This window comes from Streptomyces sp. NPDC006655 (assembly GCF_040703965.1).
In the GTDB taxonomy this organism is placed as follows: Bacteria; Actinomycetota; Actinomycetes; order Streptomycetales; family Streptomycetaceae; genus Streptomyces.
On sequence record NZ_JBEYJU010000005.1, the window covers coordinates 1 to 17,430 of the forward strand.

11 protein-coding genes are annotated in these 17,430 nt (G+C 72.5%); 4 read left to right on the top strand and 7 right to left on the bottom strand.

The features are described from left to right. Positions 1 to 121: 121 nt before the first annotated feature. Positions 122 to 1,255 carry a DUF2786 domain-containing protein gene (locus tag AB0958_RS03960; RefSeq protein WP_366888708.1) on the bottom strand — a complete coding sequence of 378 codons (1,134 nt, stop codon included), beginning with the start codon at positions 1,253 to 1,255 and terminating at the stop codon, positions 122 to 124. 138 nt (positions 1,256 to 1,393) lie between these two features. Between AB0958_RS03960 and AB0958_RS03965 the strand changes: the two genes are divergently transcribed. Together AB0958_RS03965 and AB0958_RS03970 are read left to right on the top strand one after the other, a co-directional pair. Then, positions 1,394 to 2,173, top strand: a complete 780-nt coding sequence (locus tag AB0958_RS03965) for a Clp protease N-terminal domain-containing protein (RefSeq protein ID WP_366888709.1) — start codon at positions 1,394 to 1,396, stop codon at positions 2,171 to 2,173. Between the two features lie 68 nt (positions 2,174 to 2,241). Continuing rightward, complete coding sequence (locus AB0958_RS03970; RefSeq protein ID WP_366888710.1) at positions 2,242 to 3,933, top strand: bifunctional 3'-5' exonuclease/DNA polymerase; 1,692 nt, start codon at positions 2,242 to 2,244, stop codon at positions 3,931 to 3,933. On the opposite strand, the gene AB0958_RS03975 is transcribed toward AB0958_RS03970, so the two are convergent. The 6 genes from AB0958_RS03975 to AB0958_RS04000 form a co-directional block, all read right to left on the bottom strand. Continuing rightward, entirely contained in the window at positions 3,934 to 7,224 is a 3,291-nt protein-coding gene (locus tag AB0958_RS03975; protein WP_366888711.1) for a BTAD domain-containing putative transcriptional regulator, read from the bottom strand. A gap of 494 nt (positions 7,225 to 7,718) precedes the next feature. Beyond that, positions 7,719 to 8,612 carry a glycosyltransferase gene (locus AB0958_RS03980; RefSeq protein ID WP_366888713.1) on the bottom strand — a complete coding sequence of 298 codons (894 nt, stop codon included), beginning with the start codon at positions 8,610 to 8,612 and terminating at the stop codon, positions 7,719 to 7,721. Positions 8,613 to 8,757: 145 nt separating this feature from the next. Then, the gene (locus AB0958_RS03985; RefSeq protein ID WP_366888714.1) at positions 8,758 to 9,825 is read right to left on the bottom strand and encodes a sugar ABC transporter substrate-binding protein; all 1,068 of its coding nucleotides are present in this window, start codon (positions 9,823 to 9,825) and stop codon (positions 8,758 to 8,760) included. Between the two features lie 87 nt (positions 9,826 to 9,912). Beyond that, positions 9,913 to 11,175, bottom strand: coding sequence for a sugar ABC transporter permease (locus tag AB0958_RS03990; RefSeq protein ID WP_366888715.1), 1,263 nt, complete (start codon positions 11,173 to 11,175; stop codon positions 9,913 to 9,915). A gap of 14 nt (positions 11,176 to 11,189) precedes the next feature. Then, positions 11,190 to 11,969, bottom strand: coding sequence for an ATP-binding cassette domain-containing protein (locus AB0958_RS03995; RefSeq protein ID WP_366888716.1), 780 nt, complete (start codon positions 11,967 to 11,969; stop codon positions 11,190 to 11,192). A 35-nt stretch (positions 11,970 to 12,004) separates the two neighbouring features. Next, positions 12,005 to 13,093, bottom strand: a complete 1,089-nt coding sequence (locus AB0958_RS04000; protein WP_366888717.1) for a substrate-binding domain-containing protein — start codon at positions 13,091 to 13,093, stop codon at positions 12,005 to 12,007. A 289-nt stretch (positions 13,094 to 13,382) separates the two neighbouring features. On the opposite strand from AB0958_RS04000, the gene AB0958_RS04005 reads away from it, so the two are divergent. Beyond that, positions 13,383 to 15,914 (top strand): SpoIIE family protein phosphatase, encoded by a 2,532-nt coding sequence (locus AB0958_RS04005; protein WP_366888718.1) that lies wholly within the window; start codon positions 13,383 to 13,385, stop codon positions 15,912 to 15,914. Further along, positions 15,911 to 17,014 (top strand): substrate-binding domain-containing protein, encoded by a 1,104-nt coding sequence (locus AB0958_RS04010; RefSeq protein ID WP_366888719.1) that lies wholly within the window; start codon positions 15,911 to 15,913, stop codon positions 17,012 to 17,014. The genes AB0958_RS04005 and AB0958_RS04010 overlap by 4 nt, the downstream gene beginning before the upstream one ends. Positions 17,015 to 17,430 lie beyond the last annotated feature (416 nt).

A 17,430-nucleotide genomic window follows, 5' to 3' on the forward strand; every position in this document is an offset into this window, starting at 1 on the left:
GCCCTGATCCACGTACTGGACGTACGTGGGTCAGGGCCCGGTGCGGCGAGTGGGGCCCCCGGCCGGAGGCTGGGGGAGCGTGCATGGCGTCGCGCGGCAGGCGGGAATTGACAGACAGGCCCTACTGCCCGAGTCGGGGGCGGGACCTGACCTGTGCTCGGTCGGCCGCTCTCGTGCCCTCGGTCCAGCCCGCCTCGTCGGTCACCCCGCGCAGGCGGGTCGTGGTCGTCTCCGGGAACATCTGCTCCATGCGGTCCGTCACGGCCAGCTCCCTGCTCGCCAGGACCGGGAGCAGGTCCGCCGTCGCCGCGGTCCCGGTCACGGCCGACTCCGCGACGGCGGCCAGCCGGTCGCCGACCCGGTGGGCGTAGGCCGCCAGGAAGGACTGCCGGAAGGTCTTCGTGCGCCTGCGGCCGCCCGCCCGCTGTGCCGCCTCCGCCTTCGTCATCGCGTGTGTGGCCTGCACCAGCAGGGAGGTGTAGAGCAGTTCGACCGCCTCCAGGTCCGCCTCGAACCCGACGACCGTGGAGAAGGCCAGCGGCTCGTTCCACACCGCACGGCAGTGGTTGGCGGTGGCGACCGCGTCCAGCAGCACCGCCTTGGCCTGCTCGTACGGCGGCTCCACCCCTATCCGGCAGGCGCCGGGCGCGTGCGGTGCGGGTGCCCCCGCGGCGAGCAACGCCTCGTCGACGCTGTGCCGGGCCATCAGCTCCTGCGCCTTGGCGCTGAGCGCCTCCGCCTCCTCCGGGTAGCCGGTCGCCTCGGCCTTGGCGAGCAGCGCCCGGATCCGGGTGAGCATGCGGGACTCCGGCCGGTGCGGGTCCGCGCGGGAACCCGGCTCGTCGAGCGGCTCCAGGGTGGGCAGCCGCAGCAGCAGCCGGTACAGCTCCAGGACGGCGGTGGCGTGCGAGAAACGGTCGCCCACGCGCGCGGTGCCGTCGGGCAGCGCGTCGAGCTGGGCCTTCCAGCGGGGGCCGCGCGGGCGGTCGTCCGGCACCTGCGCCCTGATCAGCCCGGTGACGAGGCGGACGTGCGGCTCGTCCAGCTCGCGTCGTACGAGTCGTACGACGTCGGCGGGCTGCCAGCCGCGCCGCCAGGCCGCCGCGACGAACTCACGGCCCCGGCGCTCCAGTTCCGCGTCCGCGGCGGAGTCGGCCGCGAGGAGGGACGCGCCCGTGTCGAGGCCGGAGTCGGTGCCGTCGTACAGGGCGGTCTGGAAGGCTCGGTCGACGGTGCTGGGCTCGCTGCTGGTCACGTGTCGATCGTGCCATGCGGCACGGACAGCGGACCGCGGTCGTCCACACCCTGTGGACAACGACGGCCGCACCGCCCCCGGCCCGCGGAATGTCAACTCCGGGTTGACACCCCTCGGGTGTCAACTTACGGTTGACATATGGCGACCAACCCGAACATCACGGCATCCGTACGCCTCGACGACCTCATCGCGGCGATCAAGAAAGTCCACCCGGAACCCCTCGAGCAGCTCCAGGACGCGATGCTCGCCGCCGACCACCTGGGCGACGTGGCCGACCACCTGATCGGCCACTTCGTCGACCAGGCCCGCCGCTCGGGCGCGTCCTGGACCGAGATCGGCAAGAGCATGGGCGTGACCCGGCAGGCGGCCCAGAAGCGCTTCGTCCCCAAGGAGTCGGCCGAGCTCGACCCCAGCCAGGGCTTCAACCGCTACACCCCGCGCGCGCGGAACGTGGTCATGGCGGCGCACAACGAGGCACTCGCGGCCCGCAACCCGGAGGGCCGCCCCGAGCACCTGGTCCTCGGCCTGCTCGCCGAGCCGGACGGCCTCGCGGCCAAGGCGATCCTCGCGCAGGGCGTCCTGCTGGACACCGTGCGCCAGACGGCGACGGCCGCGCTCCCGCCGGCCGCGGACGAGGTCCCCGACCTCGTCCCGTACGGCCCGGAGGCCAAGAAGGCCCTCGAACTCACCTTCCGCGAGGCGCTGCGCCTCGGCCACAACTACATCGGCACCGAACACCTGCTGCTGGCCCTCCTGGAACACGAGAACGGCGAAGGCGTCCTCAGCGGCCTGGGCATCACCAAGCAGGCGACCGAGGCGTACATCGCCCAGGTGCTGGCCCTGGTGGTGGAGCAGCGCGACGGGGCGGCGGAGGCGACGGACGGGGCGGCCGGGCCCCAGGGGGGCGAAACCGGCTGAGAGCCCGCCGAGGACCACCGAACCCGCAGGTCAGGTTCCTTGTCAGTGCCGCCTGCCACACTCTCGGCATGACCGACCGGTGGGCTCTCGCTCCGGCCGAGGACGGTGGCGTGGATCTCGCCCCCCTCGGCCCGGACGGGCTGCCCGCCGGCCCGGTGCGGCGGGAACCCGATCTCGCCGCGGCGGTCAGGGACCGCCCGGAGGTCACACGCTGGGTGTGGCGGTCGACCGCCGAGGTCTACCCGCGCCTGCTCGCCACGGGGGTGCGAGTGGAGCGGTGCTACGACATCGAGGACGCCGAGACACTTCTGCTGGGCCACGAGGGACGGTCGGGTGAGCCACGCTCGGCCGCCGCCGCCCTGGCCCGCCTCCGCGGCGGTCCGGTACCGTCCGATCCGCCCCTGCGTGCGGCCGAGCCCGGCGCCCAGTCCCCGCTGTTCGAGCCGCACGGCACCACGACCCCGCTGACGCTCGGCGACCTTCTCGCCGTCTACGCCGAGCAGCAGCGACGGCACGACCGGGCCGAACACCCGGACCGGATGCGGCTGCTGACCGCCGCCGAGTCGGCGGGGATGCTGGTCGCCGCGGAGATGAACCGCGCGGGCGTGCCCTGGAGCGCCGAGGTCCACCGCGAGGTGCTGCGCGAACTGCTCGGCGAGCGGTACGCGGGCGGCGGCGAACCGCGCCGGCTCGCCGAACTGGCGGCCGAGGTGTCGGCCGCGTTCGGCAGGCGGGTCCGCCCGGACCAGCCCGCCGATGTGGTCAAGGCCTTCGCCCAGGCCGGGATCAAGGTGAGGTCGACCCGCCGCTGGGAGATCTCGTCCGTCGACCACCCGGCGGTGAAACCGCTCCTGGAGTACAAGAAGCTGTACCGGATCTGGGTGGCGCACGGCTGGTCCTGGCTCCAGGACTGGGTGCGCGACGGCCGGTTCCGCCCCGAATTCCACGCGGGCGGCACCGTCACCGGGCGCTGGGTGACCAACGGCGGGGGCGCGTTGCAGATCCCCAAGGTGATCCGGCGGGCGGCGGTCGCCGACCCCGGCTGGCGGCTGGTCGTCGCCGACGCCGACCAGATGGAACCGCGGGTGCTGGCGGCGATCTCCCGCGACCCGGGGCTGATGGAGGTCGCGGGCCGGGAGGCCGACCTCTACCAGGCCGTCTCCGACCGCGCGTTCTCCGGCGACCGCCAGCAGGCCAAGCTCGCCGTCCTGGGCGCGGTCTACGGCCAGACCTCGGGCGACGGCCTGAAGAACCTGGCCGCGCTCAGACGCCGCTTCCCCAGGGCGGTGGCCTACGTCGACGACGCGGCGCGCGCGGGCGAGGAGGGCCGGCTGGTGCGCACCTGGCTGGGCCGGACCTGCCCGCCCGCGGCCGGGGCGGGCGACGGCACGGAAGAGGGCGGTATGCCCCAGGAGGAGACGGAGGAAGCCTCGGCCGACGGCTGGGTGCCCGGCCACACCTCCACCGACTCCCGTGCCAGGGGCCGTTTCGCCCGTAACTTCGTCGTCCAGGGCAGCGCCGCCGACTGGGCCCTGCTGATGCTGGCGGCGCTGCGCCGGGCCTGCGCGGACATGGCGGCCGAGCTGGTCTTCTTCCAGCACGACGAGGTGATGGTGCACTGCCCGCAGGAGGAGACCGAGGCGGTCGTCGCGGCCATCCGGGAGGCGGCGGACCTGGCGGGACGGCTGACGTTCGGGCCGACGCCGGTCAGGTTCCCGTTCACGACGGCGGTGGTGGAGTGCTATGCCGACGCCAAGTGATCAGTCCCGCGCGGCCAGCAGCGTCCTCAGCTCGGCCAGGACATCGGCTTCGTCCGTGCCGTCCAGGGCCGTGAGGGCCTCGCGCCACACCTCGTACGCCTCCCCCGTACGCCCCAGCTCGCGCAGGAGCAGACCGAGTTGGTGGCGGGCGAGACCTCCGGTGTAGCGGTCGGCGCGGACGTCGGCGCGCCGCAGGAGTTCGGTGCACTCCCGGTGGGCGCGGTCCGGACGGCCCAGCCCGCGCAGCGCGCGGACCAGGCCGAGCCGGCTCTGGGACTCGCCGTGCCAGTCGCCGTGCCCGCCGAGGATCCGCAGGCTCTCCTCGAAGTGCACGACGGCCGCGGCCGGTTCGCCGAGGGTGAGATGGGCGAAGCCGATGTTGCAGTGCGCCGAGTGCTGCACGATGACGGCGCCGATCGCGTCCCCGATCGCCAGTGACCGCCGGTGCTCCTCGATGGCGGCCCGCGGGTCGGTGTGCTCGTAGAGGTTGCCGAGGTGGCTGCGGGTGACGGCCTCGCCGTAGGGGTCGTTCAGCAGCCGGGAGTGGTCGAGGCTCTGCCGCAGCGCCTCGCCCGACTCCTCGTACCGGCCCAGCCCTTCGAGGAGCAGGCCCCGGTTGTTCAGGCAGCGGCGGATCCAGGACGTCACGTCCAGCCGCCGCCAGATGGCGAGCGCCCGGTCGGTCAGGGCCAGGGCCTCCCGCTGGCGGCCGGTCAGGAAGCGCAGCCCGGCGAGGTCGCCCAGGGCGTAGGCCTCGGCGGGTTCGTCACCGAGGCGGCGGGCGGCGGCCAGGGCGGCCGTGCCGAGCACCTCCGTCTCGGCGACCCGGCCGCTGCGCAGGACGTACGGGAAGAGCAGCCGGACGAGCGTGGAGAGGTGGGCGCTGATCCGCGCGTCCGGCGTGTCGGCGTACCGGGCCACCAGGGCGACGATGTTCTCCAGCTCCAGATCGCCCCAGGCGAAGGCGTGCTCGGCGCGTTCGAAGGGCGGCAGGGAGGCGGCGTACGGCTGGTGTTCGGGGGGCTGGGCGGTGGTGGGGCGGCGGCGGTCGCCCCGGTCGAGGCCGGGTTCGAGGATGGCGACGAGGACGAGATCGGCGACGGCGGCGAACCAGCGCAGGGCGCGGAGCGCGGTCTCGGTGCGGTCGGTGTCCTCGGCCAGCTCCCGGGCGAAGTCCCGCACCAGGTCGTGCGGGGTGTACCGGCCGTACGCCGTCTCCTCCAGGAGGGCCACGTCCACCAGCCGGTCCAGGGCGGCCTCGGCCCGGCCCTCGTCGGTGCCGGTGAGCTGCGCGATCAGGGGGGCGCCGTAGGTGGACAGGTCGAGGGCGCCGATGTGGCGCAGGGCGTCGGCGGCGTCCCGGTCCGACAACCGGTCGGCGGCGGCGAGGGCGTCATGGGCGACGGCGAGGGACCGCCGGACGCTCAGGTCGTCGTACTCCAGGTGGTGCAGCCTGTCTTCGGTGGCCGCCAGTTGCCCGGCGAGCACGTCGGGGGTGAGGGCGCGGCGGGCGGCCAGCCGGGCGGCGACCACACGCAGGGCGAGCGGCAGCCGGCCGGTGAGTCCGACGAGCGGGTGACCGGCGCCGATCTCGTCCCGCCCGCTGACCGCGCGCAGCAGCGCCGCACTGTCCTCGCCGGTCAGCGGCCCGAGCGGGAAACGGCGGGCGCCGTCGAGCGTGGTGAGCGGCGACCGGCTGGTGACGATCACCGCACAGCCGGGACCCCCCGGCAGCAGCGGCCGTACCTGCGCGGCGCTCGCCGCGTCGTCGAGCAGCAACAGGGTGCGGGTCGGCGCCAGCAGGGAGCGCAGCAAGGCGGCGGCCGCGTCGGGGTGCTCGGGGAGGTGCCGGGGGTCGACGCCGAGGTCCCGCAGCAGCGCGGCGAGCGCCTGACCAGGGGTGAGCGGGGGCACGCCCGGGGTGGCGCCGTGCAGGTGGAGGTGGAGCTGGCCGTCGGGGAAACGTTCCCTCAGCTGATGGGCCACGTACAGGGCGAGCGCGCTCTTCCCGACCCCGGCCATACCGCTGACGACGGCGAGGGCGGGGCCGGGCGGCGAGGCGAGGGCGGCGCACAGCTCCGCACGGACACCGGTGCGCCCGGTGAAGTGCGCCGGGGGCGGCGGGAGTTGGGCGGGCGGGGGCGTCGGGGAGTCGCCGCGCGTAGAACCGGGGCCGGAGTCAGCGGGTGCATCGAGGTCCGCGCCTTCCGGCCGACTGTTCACGGACGCGTCCCAGGGGGGTGCGGGGAACCGCCCGACCGGCCACGACGCACCCGCACCACCGTCGACCCCCACGCCTGCACCGGCGTCACCGACACCACGGTCACGGTCATCGTGGCCGCCGTCGCCGTCGCCGTGGCCGCCGTCGCCGTGGCCGCCGTCGCCGTGGCCGCCGTCGCCGTGGCCGCCATCGCCGTGGCCGCCATCGCCATGGCGGCCATCGCCATGGCCGCCATCGCCATGGCCGCCATCGCCATGGCCGCCGTCGCCGGTCGCGGGCTCCGGTGCGCTCCCGTGCGACGCGTCCTCCCCCACCGCCCCGCTCCCCCGCAACACCTCCACGTGGGCCTCCCGGACCGCCGCCCCCGGCTCGATGCCCAGCTCGTCCCTCAGACGGTTGCGCAGGTCCCGATGGACGGCGAGTGCCTCCGCCTGCCGGCCCGTCCGGTGCAGGGCGAGCATCAGCTGACGGTGGTAGGCCTCCCGGAGCGGATACTCGGCGACGAGCGCCGCCAACTCGGGTACCAGGGCCGCCGGGCGGTCCTCGCCGAGGGCGAGCTCCGCGTCGTAGCGCCACTCCAGCAGGAGCAGCCGGGCCGCCTCCAGACGCTGCACGAAGGCGTAGCCGCCGAAGTCCGCGGGAAGTCCGCTGAGCGGGGTACCGCGCCAGAGCGCGAGCGCGTCGGCGCAGGCACGCAGCACCGGCACCCACTCCTGTCGCCCGTGCGCCGCACGCGCCTGTACGACCAGCGCGTCGAACAGGTCGACGTCCAGCTCCCCCTCGTCCAGCCGCAGCAGGTACCCGGGTGGTACGGCACGCAGCCGCTCCGGGTCGTCGAGGAGCCGGCGCAACCGGGTGACGTGGTTGTGCAGCGAGGCCTGCGCGGACACCGGGGGCGCCCCGCCCCACAGCGCCTCCTTGAGCGACTCGACGGAGACCACCCGCCCGGCGTCGAGGAGCAGCGCGGCGAGCAGCGCACGCACCTTGGGGCTGCCGATGGACCGGACGCCGTCCGCGTCGATGAGAACAGGGGGCCCCAGCAGTCCGAACCGCAGCTCGTACCGCCGCATCGCTCCGCCCCATCGCCTTCCCGCGCGGTCATGGCAGACCGCGCCGCACGGCGGAACCGCCCGCCGGTCCCTGGATCCTGCCCGTGGATCGTGGCGGAATCCCATCCAGTCGGGGTCGGATTCCCGCCATCTTCTCCGTGCCGGTCGGAGCCGGAATCCGCAGGGATTCCGGCTTGCATCCCGGAGTTCTACGGCGGCTTCGCGCCAACTGGTCGGCGACCGCCGGGAGAACCGCTGGCCACATGTTAGCGATCCGTTGGCGAGCCTTGATGTGATCTTCGTATCGGATCGGGCCCGACGGCGCGAGCGCATGGCGCGCTGACTCGGGGGAGTGTCGCCGCAGGCCTGGATCCGGGGACGCGAGAGGGCTCCGGTCGGCGGAGGTGAACGACCGGGGCCCTCGTCCCGCTCTCCGCTCCCCGTTCTGCGTTCTGCGTTCTGCGTTCTGCGTTCTGCGTTCTGCGTTCTGCGTTCTGCGTTCTGCGGAGCGTTTCTCAGATGATCGGTGGGCGTCCGAGTCGCGTGAGGTGCCAGACCGTGCGCCAGCGCATGGGGCGCCGCTCCCCCGCCGGCTCGCGCAGGCCCTCCGCGAAACCCGCGCACCAGGCCTTCAGCCCGCCCGCCGAACGGGTGCGCAGCAGGGTGATGAGTGTCCAGACCCCCAGGTGGACCGGGATCAGCGGGAGCGGCAGCCGACGGCGGGTCAGCCAGACCCGGTTGCGAGCGGTCACCCGGAAGTAGACGGCGTGCCGGGCCGGCGAGGTACGGGGGTGCTGGAGCAGCAGCTCGGGCGCGTAGAGGATCCGCCAGCCGGCGTCGGCGGCCCGCCACGCGAGGTCGGTCTCCTCGTGCGCGAAGAAGAACTCCGCAGGCCAGTCGCCGATCTCGGCCAACATGTCCATGCGCAGGGCATGACCGCCGCCGAGGAACCCGGTGACGTACCCACCGCGCAGGGGGTCGGCGTTGCCGACGCGCGGCACGTGCCGCCGTTGGGTGGCGCCGTGTTCGTCGGCGATCCGGAAACCGACGATGCCGAGGCGGGGGTCGGCCGCGAACAGGTCGCGGACGTGCCGGAACACCTCGACGTCGACGAGCAGTCCGTCGTCGTCCAGTTCGACGACGACGTCCACGTCGCCGAAGGCGCGCAGCCGGGTGAGGGCGACGTTGCGGCCGCCCGGGCAGCCGAGGTTGTCCTCGACCTCGATCAGGGTCACCTCGCCGGGCAGGTCGAGGCGGCGGGCGACGTCGGGGAGCCGGCAGCCGTTGCCGACGATCACGATCCGGGCGGGTGCGAGATCCTGCTTGGCGACGGACCTGAGCAGGGCGTCGAGTTCGTCGGGCCGGTTCCCCATGGTCACCACGGTCACCCCGAGCCTCGGCTCCACCATGCCCCTCACCCCATCCGGCCGACGGCGGTGCCCGTGCCTGACCGCACGCCACTCACCGTTCACCAAGATGTTGCCCCAGGTGCGGTGCCGGTCCTGACTTCGGTCTGATTCACACCTTCTTCTACAGCGTTTTCCCACCCTCAGGTCAGTCGAGATTGTTGCCCCACAGAGACGTGTCGGTGCTCTTGAGGCTGGGGACGCCGCCGTACGTGCCGCCGTCGACGGTGACGAGCGGGGCGGAGAGCTGGTCCTCCAGAAGTCCGTCGCGGACCCGCACGATGGTGCTCTGGTGGTCGGTCCTGCCCGGCTTGAACGTCTTCCCTTCGATCGCGGCCTTCAGGTAGTACAGGGCGTACTTGGCGTAGAGGTCGACCGGCTGGGACACGGTGGCGTCGATGTCGCCGTCGGAGATGTCCTTGAGCTCCCGGGGAATGCCGTCGTTGGAGACGACGAACACGTGCTTCGGGTCCCTCGGGCCGACCAACAGCCCCTGCTGCCTGAGCACGTGGAGCGTGCTGGACAGGGCGAAGCTGGCCTGCATGTAGATGCCCTTGACGTCCGGGTCGGTGGTCAGGTCGGTCTGGAGCTTCTGCGCGGCGACGTCCCCGTCCCAGTTGGTGACCTCTCCGAGCACCTTGATGTCCGGGTAGTTCGCCTTCATGCATGCGTCGAACCCCTCGGTGCGGTCACGACCGTTGACCGATGCGAGGTCGCCCTGGAGCATCACGACCTTGCCCTTGCCGCCCAGCTTGGTGCCCAGGTACCGGCACGCCTTCTCGCCGTAGGCGCGGTTGTCGGCACGGACCACCATGGAGACCTTGCCGGTGTCGGGGCGGGTGTCGATGGTGACGACCGGGATCTTCGCCGCCTGCAACTGCGCCAGGATCGGCGCGATGGCAAAGGTGCTCTGCGGGGCCAGCGCGATGCCCTTGGCGCCCCGGAGGATGAGTGTCTGCGCGTTGGCGGCGAGCTTGGCGACATCGTTCTGCGAGTTGGTGGTCTTCAGCGAGAGGCCGAGTTGCCTGGCGTACTCCGGCGTGTACTTGATGTAGGCGTTCCAGAAGTCCGTGTCGGAGCGCGGGTAGTCGACGCCGACGACCGGCTTGTCGCCGCTCGACGCGGCCGTGCTGCCGGAGCCGCCGTTGCAGGCGCTGAGCAGCACCAGTGCGGAGAGGGCGGAAGCGGTGCAGCGGAGGACGGGTCTGGGCCTCATCGGTACTTCCCTCGCGCCTCCCGGGCCACTCGGACCAAAATGTCCCTTTTGTTCAATATACCCACCCTCTGTTCCCGGCCGTCGCCGTCAGGCGCGCCCGTGCGCCTGCTGGGTGTGCCGGGACAGTGAGTCGAGGACCACCGCGACGAAGAGCACCCCGCCCGTGATCACCAGCTGGACGGCGGTGGGCGTGTCGGTGAGGGCCATGCCGGAGGCGATCGACTGGATGACCAGGATGCCGAGCACCGCGGACCAGGTCGTACCGCGCCCTCCGAACAGACTGGTGCCGCCGATGACGGCGGCGGCGATCGCGTTGAGCAGCAGGACCCCGGAACCGGAGTTCTGGCTCACCGACGTGATGCGCGAGGCCAGGAACAGACCGCCGGTCGCCGCCAGGGTGCCGGAGACCGCCAGCACGGCCGTCTGTACGGCGGTCACGTTGAGGCTGGCGCGACGGGACGCCTCGACACTGCTCCCCAGTGCGTAGACCTGCCGGCCGTAGTGCGTGCGCCGGAGCACGACGTCGAGTCCCGCCACCGTGACGAGGAAGATCAGCAGAGCCAGCGGCAGGCCCTGGAACTGGTTCAGCAGATAGGCGGAGCCGAACGCGATCACCGCCACTGCTCCCGTGCGCACCGCGATGGTGTGCAGCGGACGGTGCGGCATGCCGACGGCCCGGCGGCGGCGCCTGTCCAGGTAGGAGGCGAGGAAGACCAGGGCCGTGGCGAGGGCCGCCACCGCGTAGCCGACGCCGTCGTCGGTGAAGTAGTAGCCGGTGAGGTGAGCGACGAGCCCGTCCTCGTGGAGGTTGATGGTGCCGCTGGTGCCGAGGATGGCGAGCATGAGCCCGTTCCACGTCAGCAGCCCGGCGAGGGTGACCACGAAGGCCGGCACCCGGGTCCTGGCGACGGAGTACCCCTGGACGGTTCCCGCCGCGGTGCCCGTGAGCACGGCGGCGATCAGGGCGAGCCATTCCGGCACGCCGTTGTCGACGTTGAGCACCGCGAAGACCGCGGCGGCGAACCCGCTGACCGAACCGACCGACAGGTCGAGTTCACCGAGCAGCAGCACGAAGACGATGCCGACCGCGATGAACCCCGTGCCCACGATGTCCACACTGAGGTTGGACAGGTTCCGGGGCGAGAGAAAGGTGGAATCCAGGCCCTGGAAGATGATCCAGACCGCGGCGAGGACCAGGGTGACGGGCAGGTAGCCCAGCTCACCGGCGCGCAGCCTGCGCCGCCGGACGGCGATCCAACCCGCCACGGCACGGCTGACGGCCCGCCCGGCACGGCGCTGACGGGCTCTCGCGGTGGCCGCCGTGGGATCGGCCCGCGTCTCGTCCGGCATGTCGCGTATCCCTTTCACCACTCGGCCTCTCGGTGGGCCGGCCGGCGGGGCACGTTGCTCGTGGCACCCGTGATGGAGGAGACGATCTGCTCCTGGGAGGTGGTGCTCACGTCGAAGAAACCGTTGTTGCGGCCGAGCCGCAGCACGGCGGCCCGGTCCGCGAGGGCCTTCACGTCACCCATGTTGTGGCTGATGAGCAGAATCCCCAGGCCTTGGTCGCGGAGGCGGTCGACGAGGTCGAGGACCTCGGTGGTCTGCTCGAACCCCAGCGCCGCGGTCGGTTCGTCCAGCAGGAGGACGCGCGGGTCGCCGAGGAGCGAGCGCGCGATGGCGACGGTCTGCCGCTGCCCGCTGGACAGTGACACCAGGGGACCGCGCAGATCGGGGACGCTCCGGGTCAGGCGCTCCAGCAGCTGCGTGGTGCGGCGCTCCATCTCCACCTCGTCGAGGAAGCCGAACCTGCGGATCTCCCGCCCGAGGAACAGGTTGCCGACGACGTCGAGGCTTCCGCACAGCGCCAGGTCCTGGTAGACGGTGGCGATGCCGAGGTCCCGGGCGTCCTGCGGACGCCTGATGTGAACGGGCCGGCCCTCCCACTCGATGCTCCCCTTGTCGGCGGGAACGACCCCGGAGATCACCTTGACCAGAGTGGACTTGCCGGCTCCGTTGTCGCCGAGCAGGGCGACGACCTCGCCGGCGTGGATCTCCAGCTCGATGTCCCGCAGGACCTCGACGACTCCGAAGCGCCTGCACACGCCGTGCAGGGCGAGCAAGGGGGGCGGCAAGAGAATCATCTCCTTCCGGGGCCTGGGACGGCCGGTCCCGCCTGTCAGGTGAGTCCGACCCGATGACAGTCGCGCGCGAGCGGCGGGGCGCAGATCTGTCCGATCGTGTACACACCGTCCTTCACCAGGGTGTTCTTGACGGTGGCCAGGGTCACGGACACCGGGGTGAGCAGCACGGCCGGAACCTCGGCGCCCCCGCGGGTTCTCACCCGCCCGGTGGCCACCTCGTCGAGGGGCCGGCCGCGCGCGGCGGCCACGGCCATGGCGCCGCCCGCGGCAGCCTCGGGTCCGAAGGGCTTGTAGACCGTCATGTACTGGTCGCCGCCGACAATGCGTCGTACGGCCGCGAGCTCGGCGTCCTGCCCGGTGACGGGCGGCAACGGGCTGACCTTGTCGGCCTTGAGGGCGGCGATACTGCCGGCCGCGAGCTCGTCGTTGGCCGCGTAGACGCCGTCGATGCTGCCGGCGCCCAGGGTGGAGATGGCCGCGGCCATGTTCTGGTCCGCCGTCTCCGCGCTCCACTGCGGGGTGTCGTACTCCTTGGCGATCGTCACCTTGCCCCGGAGTTCGGACAGCGCGCCCTGCTTGAACGACAGCGCGTTGGGGTCGCCGGGGTCGCCGTTCATCATCACGATCCGGCCGCCGTGCGCCTGGGCGCCCAGGGCCGTCAGCAGCGCCTTGCCCTGCAACCTGCCCACCTCCTCGGCGTCGAAGGAGACATAGCCCGCGATCGGGCCCTCGGCGAGGCGGTCGTAGGCGATGACGGGGATGTGCGCGGCGGCCGCTCTTCCCACCGCGGCGGCCATGGCCCTGGCGTCGACGGCCGCCAGCACGATGGCATCGACCCCGTGGGCGATCGTCGAGTCCATCTGTTCCTGCTGGATGGCCACGTCACCTTTGGCGTCGGCGTGCTCGATCCTGCAGTCGGCGCACAGCTGCCGGATCTTCTGTTCCAGCAGGGGCCTGTCCTGCTCCTCCCAGCGGGGGGTGGTGGAGTCCGGCAGCAGCAGGCCGATCGTCCGGGTGCTCCCCGAGCCGGGGGTGTCCCCGGCGCCCGATCCGCAGGCGGTGAGGGTCACGGCCGTCGAGACCACGGCCAGGGCAAGGGCGGTGTCCCGGACGCAGGTGTTCATGCGCGAGGCCTCCCTCCTCCCCAAGGCCGTGCGGCTGCGCCCGCGGTGCAGCGGCGTGGCCCGCCGGAGCGAGGCGAGGTCTCGGCCCGCGCTCGCCCGTATCGGGTGAAAGCGGCAAAACCACCGCCTCGCCAGTCTGACACCGGCCACGGTGAACTGCGAACGCGGTGCCACGCGACCGACCTGACGGCAATCTGTACCTTCTGTCCCTCTATGCGATTCTGGGGAGAAGGAGTGCGCAGTGGCAGCAGGTCGGCACCCCCGGCACGGACGGGAGGTGGATGCGGACATGCCTCAGCACGGCAGCGCCCGGGCCGGGCTCTCGCGGCCGGGTACGTCCGGGCCCGGCGTCGCGGGCACCGGCCCGCCGCCGGAGCCGGGGACCCCCGCGGGCATCCGCGCCCTGGCCTTCGCCGGAGCGGCGCTGGTCGTGCTCTACGTGCCCGACGCGGGAGCCGACGCCCTGCGCTCGGTGGACACGGCCGGCTGCGCCCCTGCCGAGTACGGACTGCCGGAGCGCCTGGCCCTGTCCGGCGGCTCGCCTGCGGCCCGCGCCTTGCGCGACTCGCGTCCCGTGTGGCTGACCCCCTCGGCACTCGCCTCCTGCCCCGAGGGGTGTCCGGCGCCGCCGCGCGCCCGGACATCCCTCGGGGCGTTGCCGCTGGGCACCGGGGACGGACGCCTCGGCTGCCTCGTCGTCGTGAGCGCCGGCGAGAACGGTTTCGAAGCCGAGCAGCAGCGCTTCCTGGAGCGCTACGCCACCGTGGTCGCCGGTGTACTGGAGGCGGGGGCCGCGGGAGGGCCGTCGTCGGCACCCCTGGCGTACGCCCTGCGCCGCATGCGCGTCGGCTCCTTCGTCCTGGTACCGGAAACCGGCGTCATCGACGCGGACGAGACGCTGCGCGAACTGGTCGGCATCGAGCCGGACGACTTCGACGGCAAGGCGGACTCCCTGCTCGCGTACGCACTGCCGGAAGACCTGCCCGCCCTGATGTCGGTGCTGGAGCCGTCCACCCGGACGTTCGGCCGACGCGAACTGGACTTCCGCGTCCGCTGTCCCACCGGTGAGATGCGCTGGCTGAGCCTGAGGTGCCGCGTGGCCGCGGGTGCCGACGGCAGGCCGGAGCAGGTGCTGGGTGTGGTGACGGCGACCTCGGTCCTGCACCGGGGCGCCGACGACGTCTCCCGGATCCAGTGGCTGACCGCCGCGCTCGACAAGGCCACCACCGTGCGCGACGTCAGCCAGGTGGCCGTCACCGCCCTGCGCGAACCCCTGGGCGCCGACCGGGTGGCACTCGCCGAGTTGCAGGACGAACGGCTCCAGGTCACGCTGCTCGACCCGCCGCAGCCCGCCGCCTGGCCGCGGACATGGCGCCCCCAGTGGCGTTCGGAGTGGCCCGACGCACCCCTCAGCGCCCTGCCCACCCTGCGGGCGGCTCTGCGTGACGGACGTGTGGACCTGCGGCCGGCAGGCGCCGCCTGCGAGCCGGGCCTCGACGGCATCGGCCCAGGAGGCCTCGCCGTCCTGCCGCTGCCCGCCAAGGGCCGGGCCGTCGGCGTGTGCCTGATCGGCTGGGACCGGCCGCACGAGTTCCTCCCCGAGGAACGTTCACTGCTCACCGCCACCTCCTCACTGGCCGGCCAGGCCCTCACCCGCGCCCACGCCCACGACGCGGAACAGGAACTCGCGACGATGCTGCAGCGCAGCCTCCTGCCGCGGCGTCTGCCCGAGCTCCCCGGCGGGATCGCCGTCGCCCGCTACCTGCCCGCCCGTCGGGGACTGCAGGTGGGCGGCGACTGGTACGACGTGATCGCCCTCTCCGAGGACCGGGTGGCGCTGGTCATCGGCGACGTGCAGGGCCACAGTGCCGCAGCCGCGACGATCATGGGACAGATGCGTACCGCGGTCAGGGCGTACGCGGTGGAAGGCCACCCGCCCGACGTGGTCGTCTCCCATGCCAACCGCCTCCTCGTCGGCATGGAGACGGATCTGTTCGCCACCTGCTGCTACGCCGAACTGGACATGGACGAGGGCGACGTCCTGTTCGTCCGGGCCGGGCACGTCGCACCGCTGCTGCGCCATCCCGACGGCGGCACCGAGGAGGTCGAGGTCGAGGGCAGCCTTCCGCTGGGCATCTCCATGGACGCCGAATTCCCGATGACCGCGGTGGCGCTGACGCCCGGAATGCTGCTCGCCCTGGTCACCGACGGGCTGGTCGAGGCCGCCGACCTGTCCCTGGACGAGGGCATGCGCCGCGCCCTCGCCACCCTCGCCGCGACCGATCCGTCGGATCCCGGACGGGTGGCCGACGAACTGCTGGGCGACCACGGTCGTCGTGAGGACGACGTGGCGCTGCTGCTGCTGCGCTACGACGGCATGAAGACCCGGCCGATCCGCTCGGGCTGGGCGGTGTGGCGGCTGCCCGACGCCGTCATGCACGCCCGCCGCTTCACCGCGCGCACCCTGCGCCGCTGGAAGGTCGAGGACGCCACCGACCCGGTGCTGCTGGTGGTGTCGGAACTCGTCACCAACGCGCTGGTGCACACCCAAGGACCGGTCCGGCTCGACCTGACGCTCCGCGGCGGCCGGGTGCGCGTCTGCGTGAGCGACTCCTCTCCCCGGGCGCCCGCCAGGCCCGTGATCGTGGACTGGGAGTCGACCGGCGGCCGGGGGCTGCTCCTGGTCGAGGCGGTGTCGGAGTCCTTCGGCACCGTGCCGATGGCCGGCGGCAAGCAGGTGTGCAGCGAGATAGCGGTACCGCGCCGTGAACCCGCTTCCGTGGGCGCGGACCCGGGCGCCGAGGACGGTGACCGATCATGACGTATCGCAGGCAACGCGTGGCGTCTCGTGCGCGGTATGTCGCCGGCGCGCTGGTCGCCGGCGTGCTGGCCGTGCCCTCGGCCGCCTGTACCGGGGACGGAGCAGCCACCACGGACAGCTTCACCGTCGGTCTGCTGCTGCCGAGCCGGGTGGTGCCCCGCTGGGAGAACTCCGACAAGCCGCTGATCGAGCAACGGATCAAACAGCTCTGCCCGCACTGCGACGTCGCCTACGCGAACGCGAACGACGACTCGACGGCCCAGCGGCAACAGATGATCGCCATGATCACCAAGGGGGCCAGGGTCATCGTCCTCGGCGCCGCGGACAACAGGGCGCTGCGCTCCACCGTCCAGGAGGCGCACGACGCGGGCGTCCCCGTCGTCGCCTACGACAGGCTCGCCGACGGCCCGGTCTCGGGCTACGTCAGCTTCGACGGCGTACAGGTCGGCACGTTGCAGGGCCGGGTTCTCCTCAAGGCCATGCCCGCCCCGACCAAGAACAGGACCATCGTCATGATGAACGGCGACCCGACCAGCACCAACGCCGCGACGTACAAGAGGGCCGCACTGTCCGTCCTGCGGGGCAAGGTGAGGATCGGCCGCTCCTACGACACCTCGGGCTGGAGCACGGACAACGCGAACGCCAACATGTCCGCCGCCATCTCGGCCCTGGGCCCGGGCCGGATCGACGGCGTCCTGGCCGCCAACGACGCCATGGCCGCAGGCGTCATCTCCGCGCTCAAGACCGCCCACGTCCGGCGCCTTCCCCCGGTCACCGGCCAGGACGCCGACCTCGACGCGGTCCAGCGCATCGTCGACGGCGAGCAGTCCATGACGGTGTACAAGTCCTTCCGCGCCGAAGCCGAAGCGGCCGCGGCCATGGCCGTCGCCCTGGGCCGCGGCGAGAAGCTGCACACCATCGCCACGACGACGACGGACAGCCCCACCACCCGCCACATCCCGTCCGTGCTTCTCAACCCGGTCGCCGTGACCACCGCCAACATCAAGCAGACCCTCGTCAAGGACGGCGTGTACACCATCGCCCAGATCTGCACACCGCAACTGCGGGCCGCCTGCGCGAAGGCGGGGCTGACGCGGTGAAGAGGCCGACCGAACCGCACACCGATCAAGAAAACGACAAAGGCCCAGATCAGATAACGTGACCTGGGCCTTTCCGAGAGAGCCGCTTTCGGGATTCGAACCCGAGACCTACGCATGACGAGGGCCTGCAAGATCGTGCCGGGTGGTGCTCACTGATCGCGTTCGGTCCTGTTCTCCCTGGTCAGAGACTTGCTGGCCGCCCGTACATGACGTCACATTAACTGGCTGCTTCCCCGTCCGCTCACGCATCGCTCACGCAACCCGGCTGCTCTCAGCTTCAGGACCCGGCTCCGAGTTGCTTCTGCATCTCGGCGATACGGCGACGCGTCGCCTCAGCCTCCCGCTCTTCGCGCCGGAGCTTCTCCTGAGCAGCCAGCCCGGGCGACCGGCGGCTGCCGTCTCACACAGCGCAGCCA

Excerpts from the sequence above, each read along its gene's own strand:
- AB0958_RS03965 (WP_366888709.1), top strand. The coding sequence starts at position 1,394 with ATGGCGACCAACCCGAACATCACGGCATCCGTACGCCTCGACGACCTC.
- AB0958_RS03970 (WP_366888710.1), top strand. The coding sequence starts at position 2,242 with ATGACCGACCGGTGGGCTCTCGCTCCGGCCGAGGACGGTGGCGTGGAT.
- AB0958_RS03975 (WP_366888711.1), bottom strand. The coding sequence starts at position 7,224 with ATGCGGCGGTACGAGCTGCGGTTCGGACTGCTGGGGCCCCCTGTTCTC.
- AB0958_RS03980 (WP_366888713.1), bottom strand. The coding sequence starts at position 8,612 with ATGGTGGAGCCGAGGCTCGGGGTGACCGTGGTGACCATGGGGAACCGG.
- AB0958_RS03985 (WP_366888714.1), bottom strand. The coding sequence starts at position 9,825 with ATGAGGCCCAGACCCGTCCTCCGCTGCACCGCTTCCGCCCTCTCCGCA.
- AB0958_RS03990 (WP_366888715.1), bottom strand. The coding sequence starts at position 11,175 with ATGCCGGACGAGACGCGGGCCGATCCCACGGCGGCCACCGCGAGAGCC.
- AB0958_RS03995 (WP_366888716.1), bottom strand. The coding sequence starts at position 11,969 with ATGATTCTCTTGCCGCCCCCCTTGCTCGCCCTGCACGGCGTGTGCAGG.
- AB0958_RS04000 (WP_366888717.1), bottom strand. The coding sequence starts at position 13,093 with ATGAACACCTGCGTCCGGGACACCGCCCTTGCCCTGGCCGTGGTCTCG.
- AB0958_RS04005 (WP_366888718.1), top strand. The coding sequence starts at position 13,383 with ATGCCTCAGCACGGCAGCGCCCGGGCCGGGCTCTCGCGGCCGGGTACG.
- AB0958_RS04010 (WP_366888719.1), top strand. The coding sequence starts at position 15,911 with ATGACGTATCGCAGGCAACGCGTGGCGTCTCGTGCGCGGTATGTCGCC.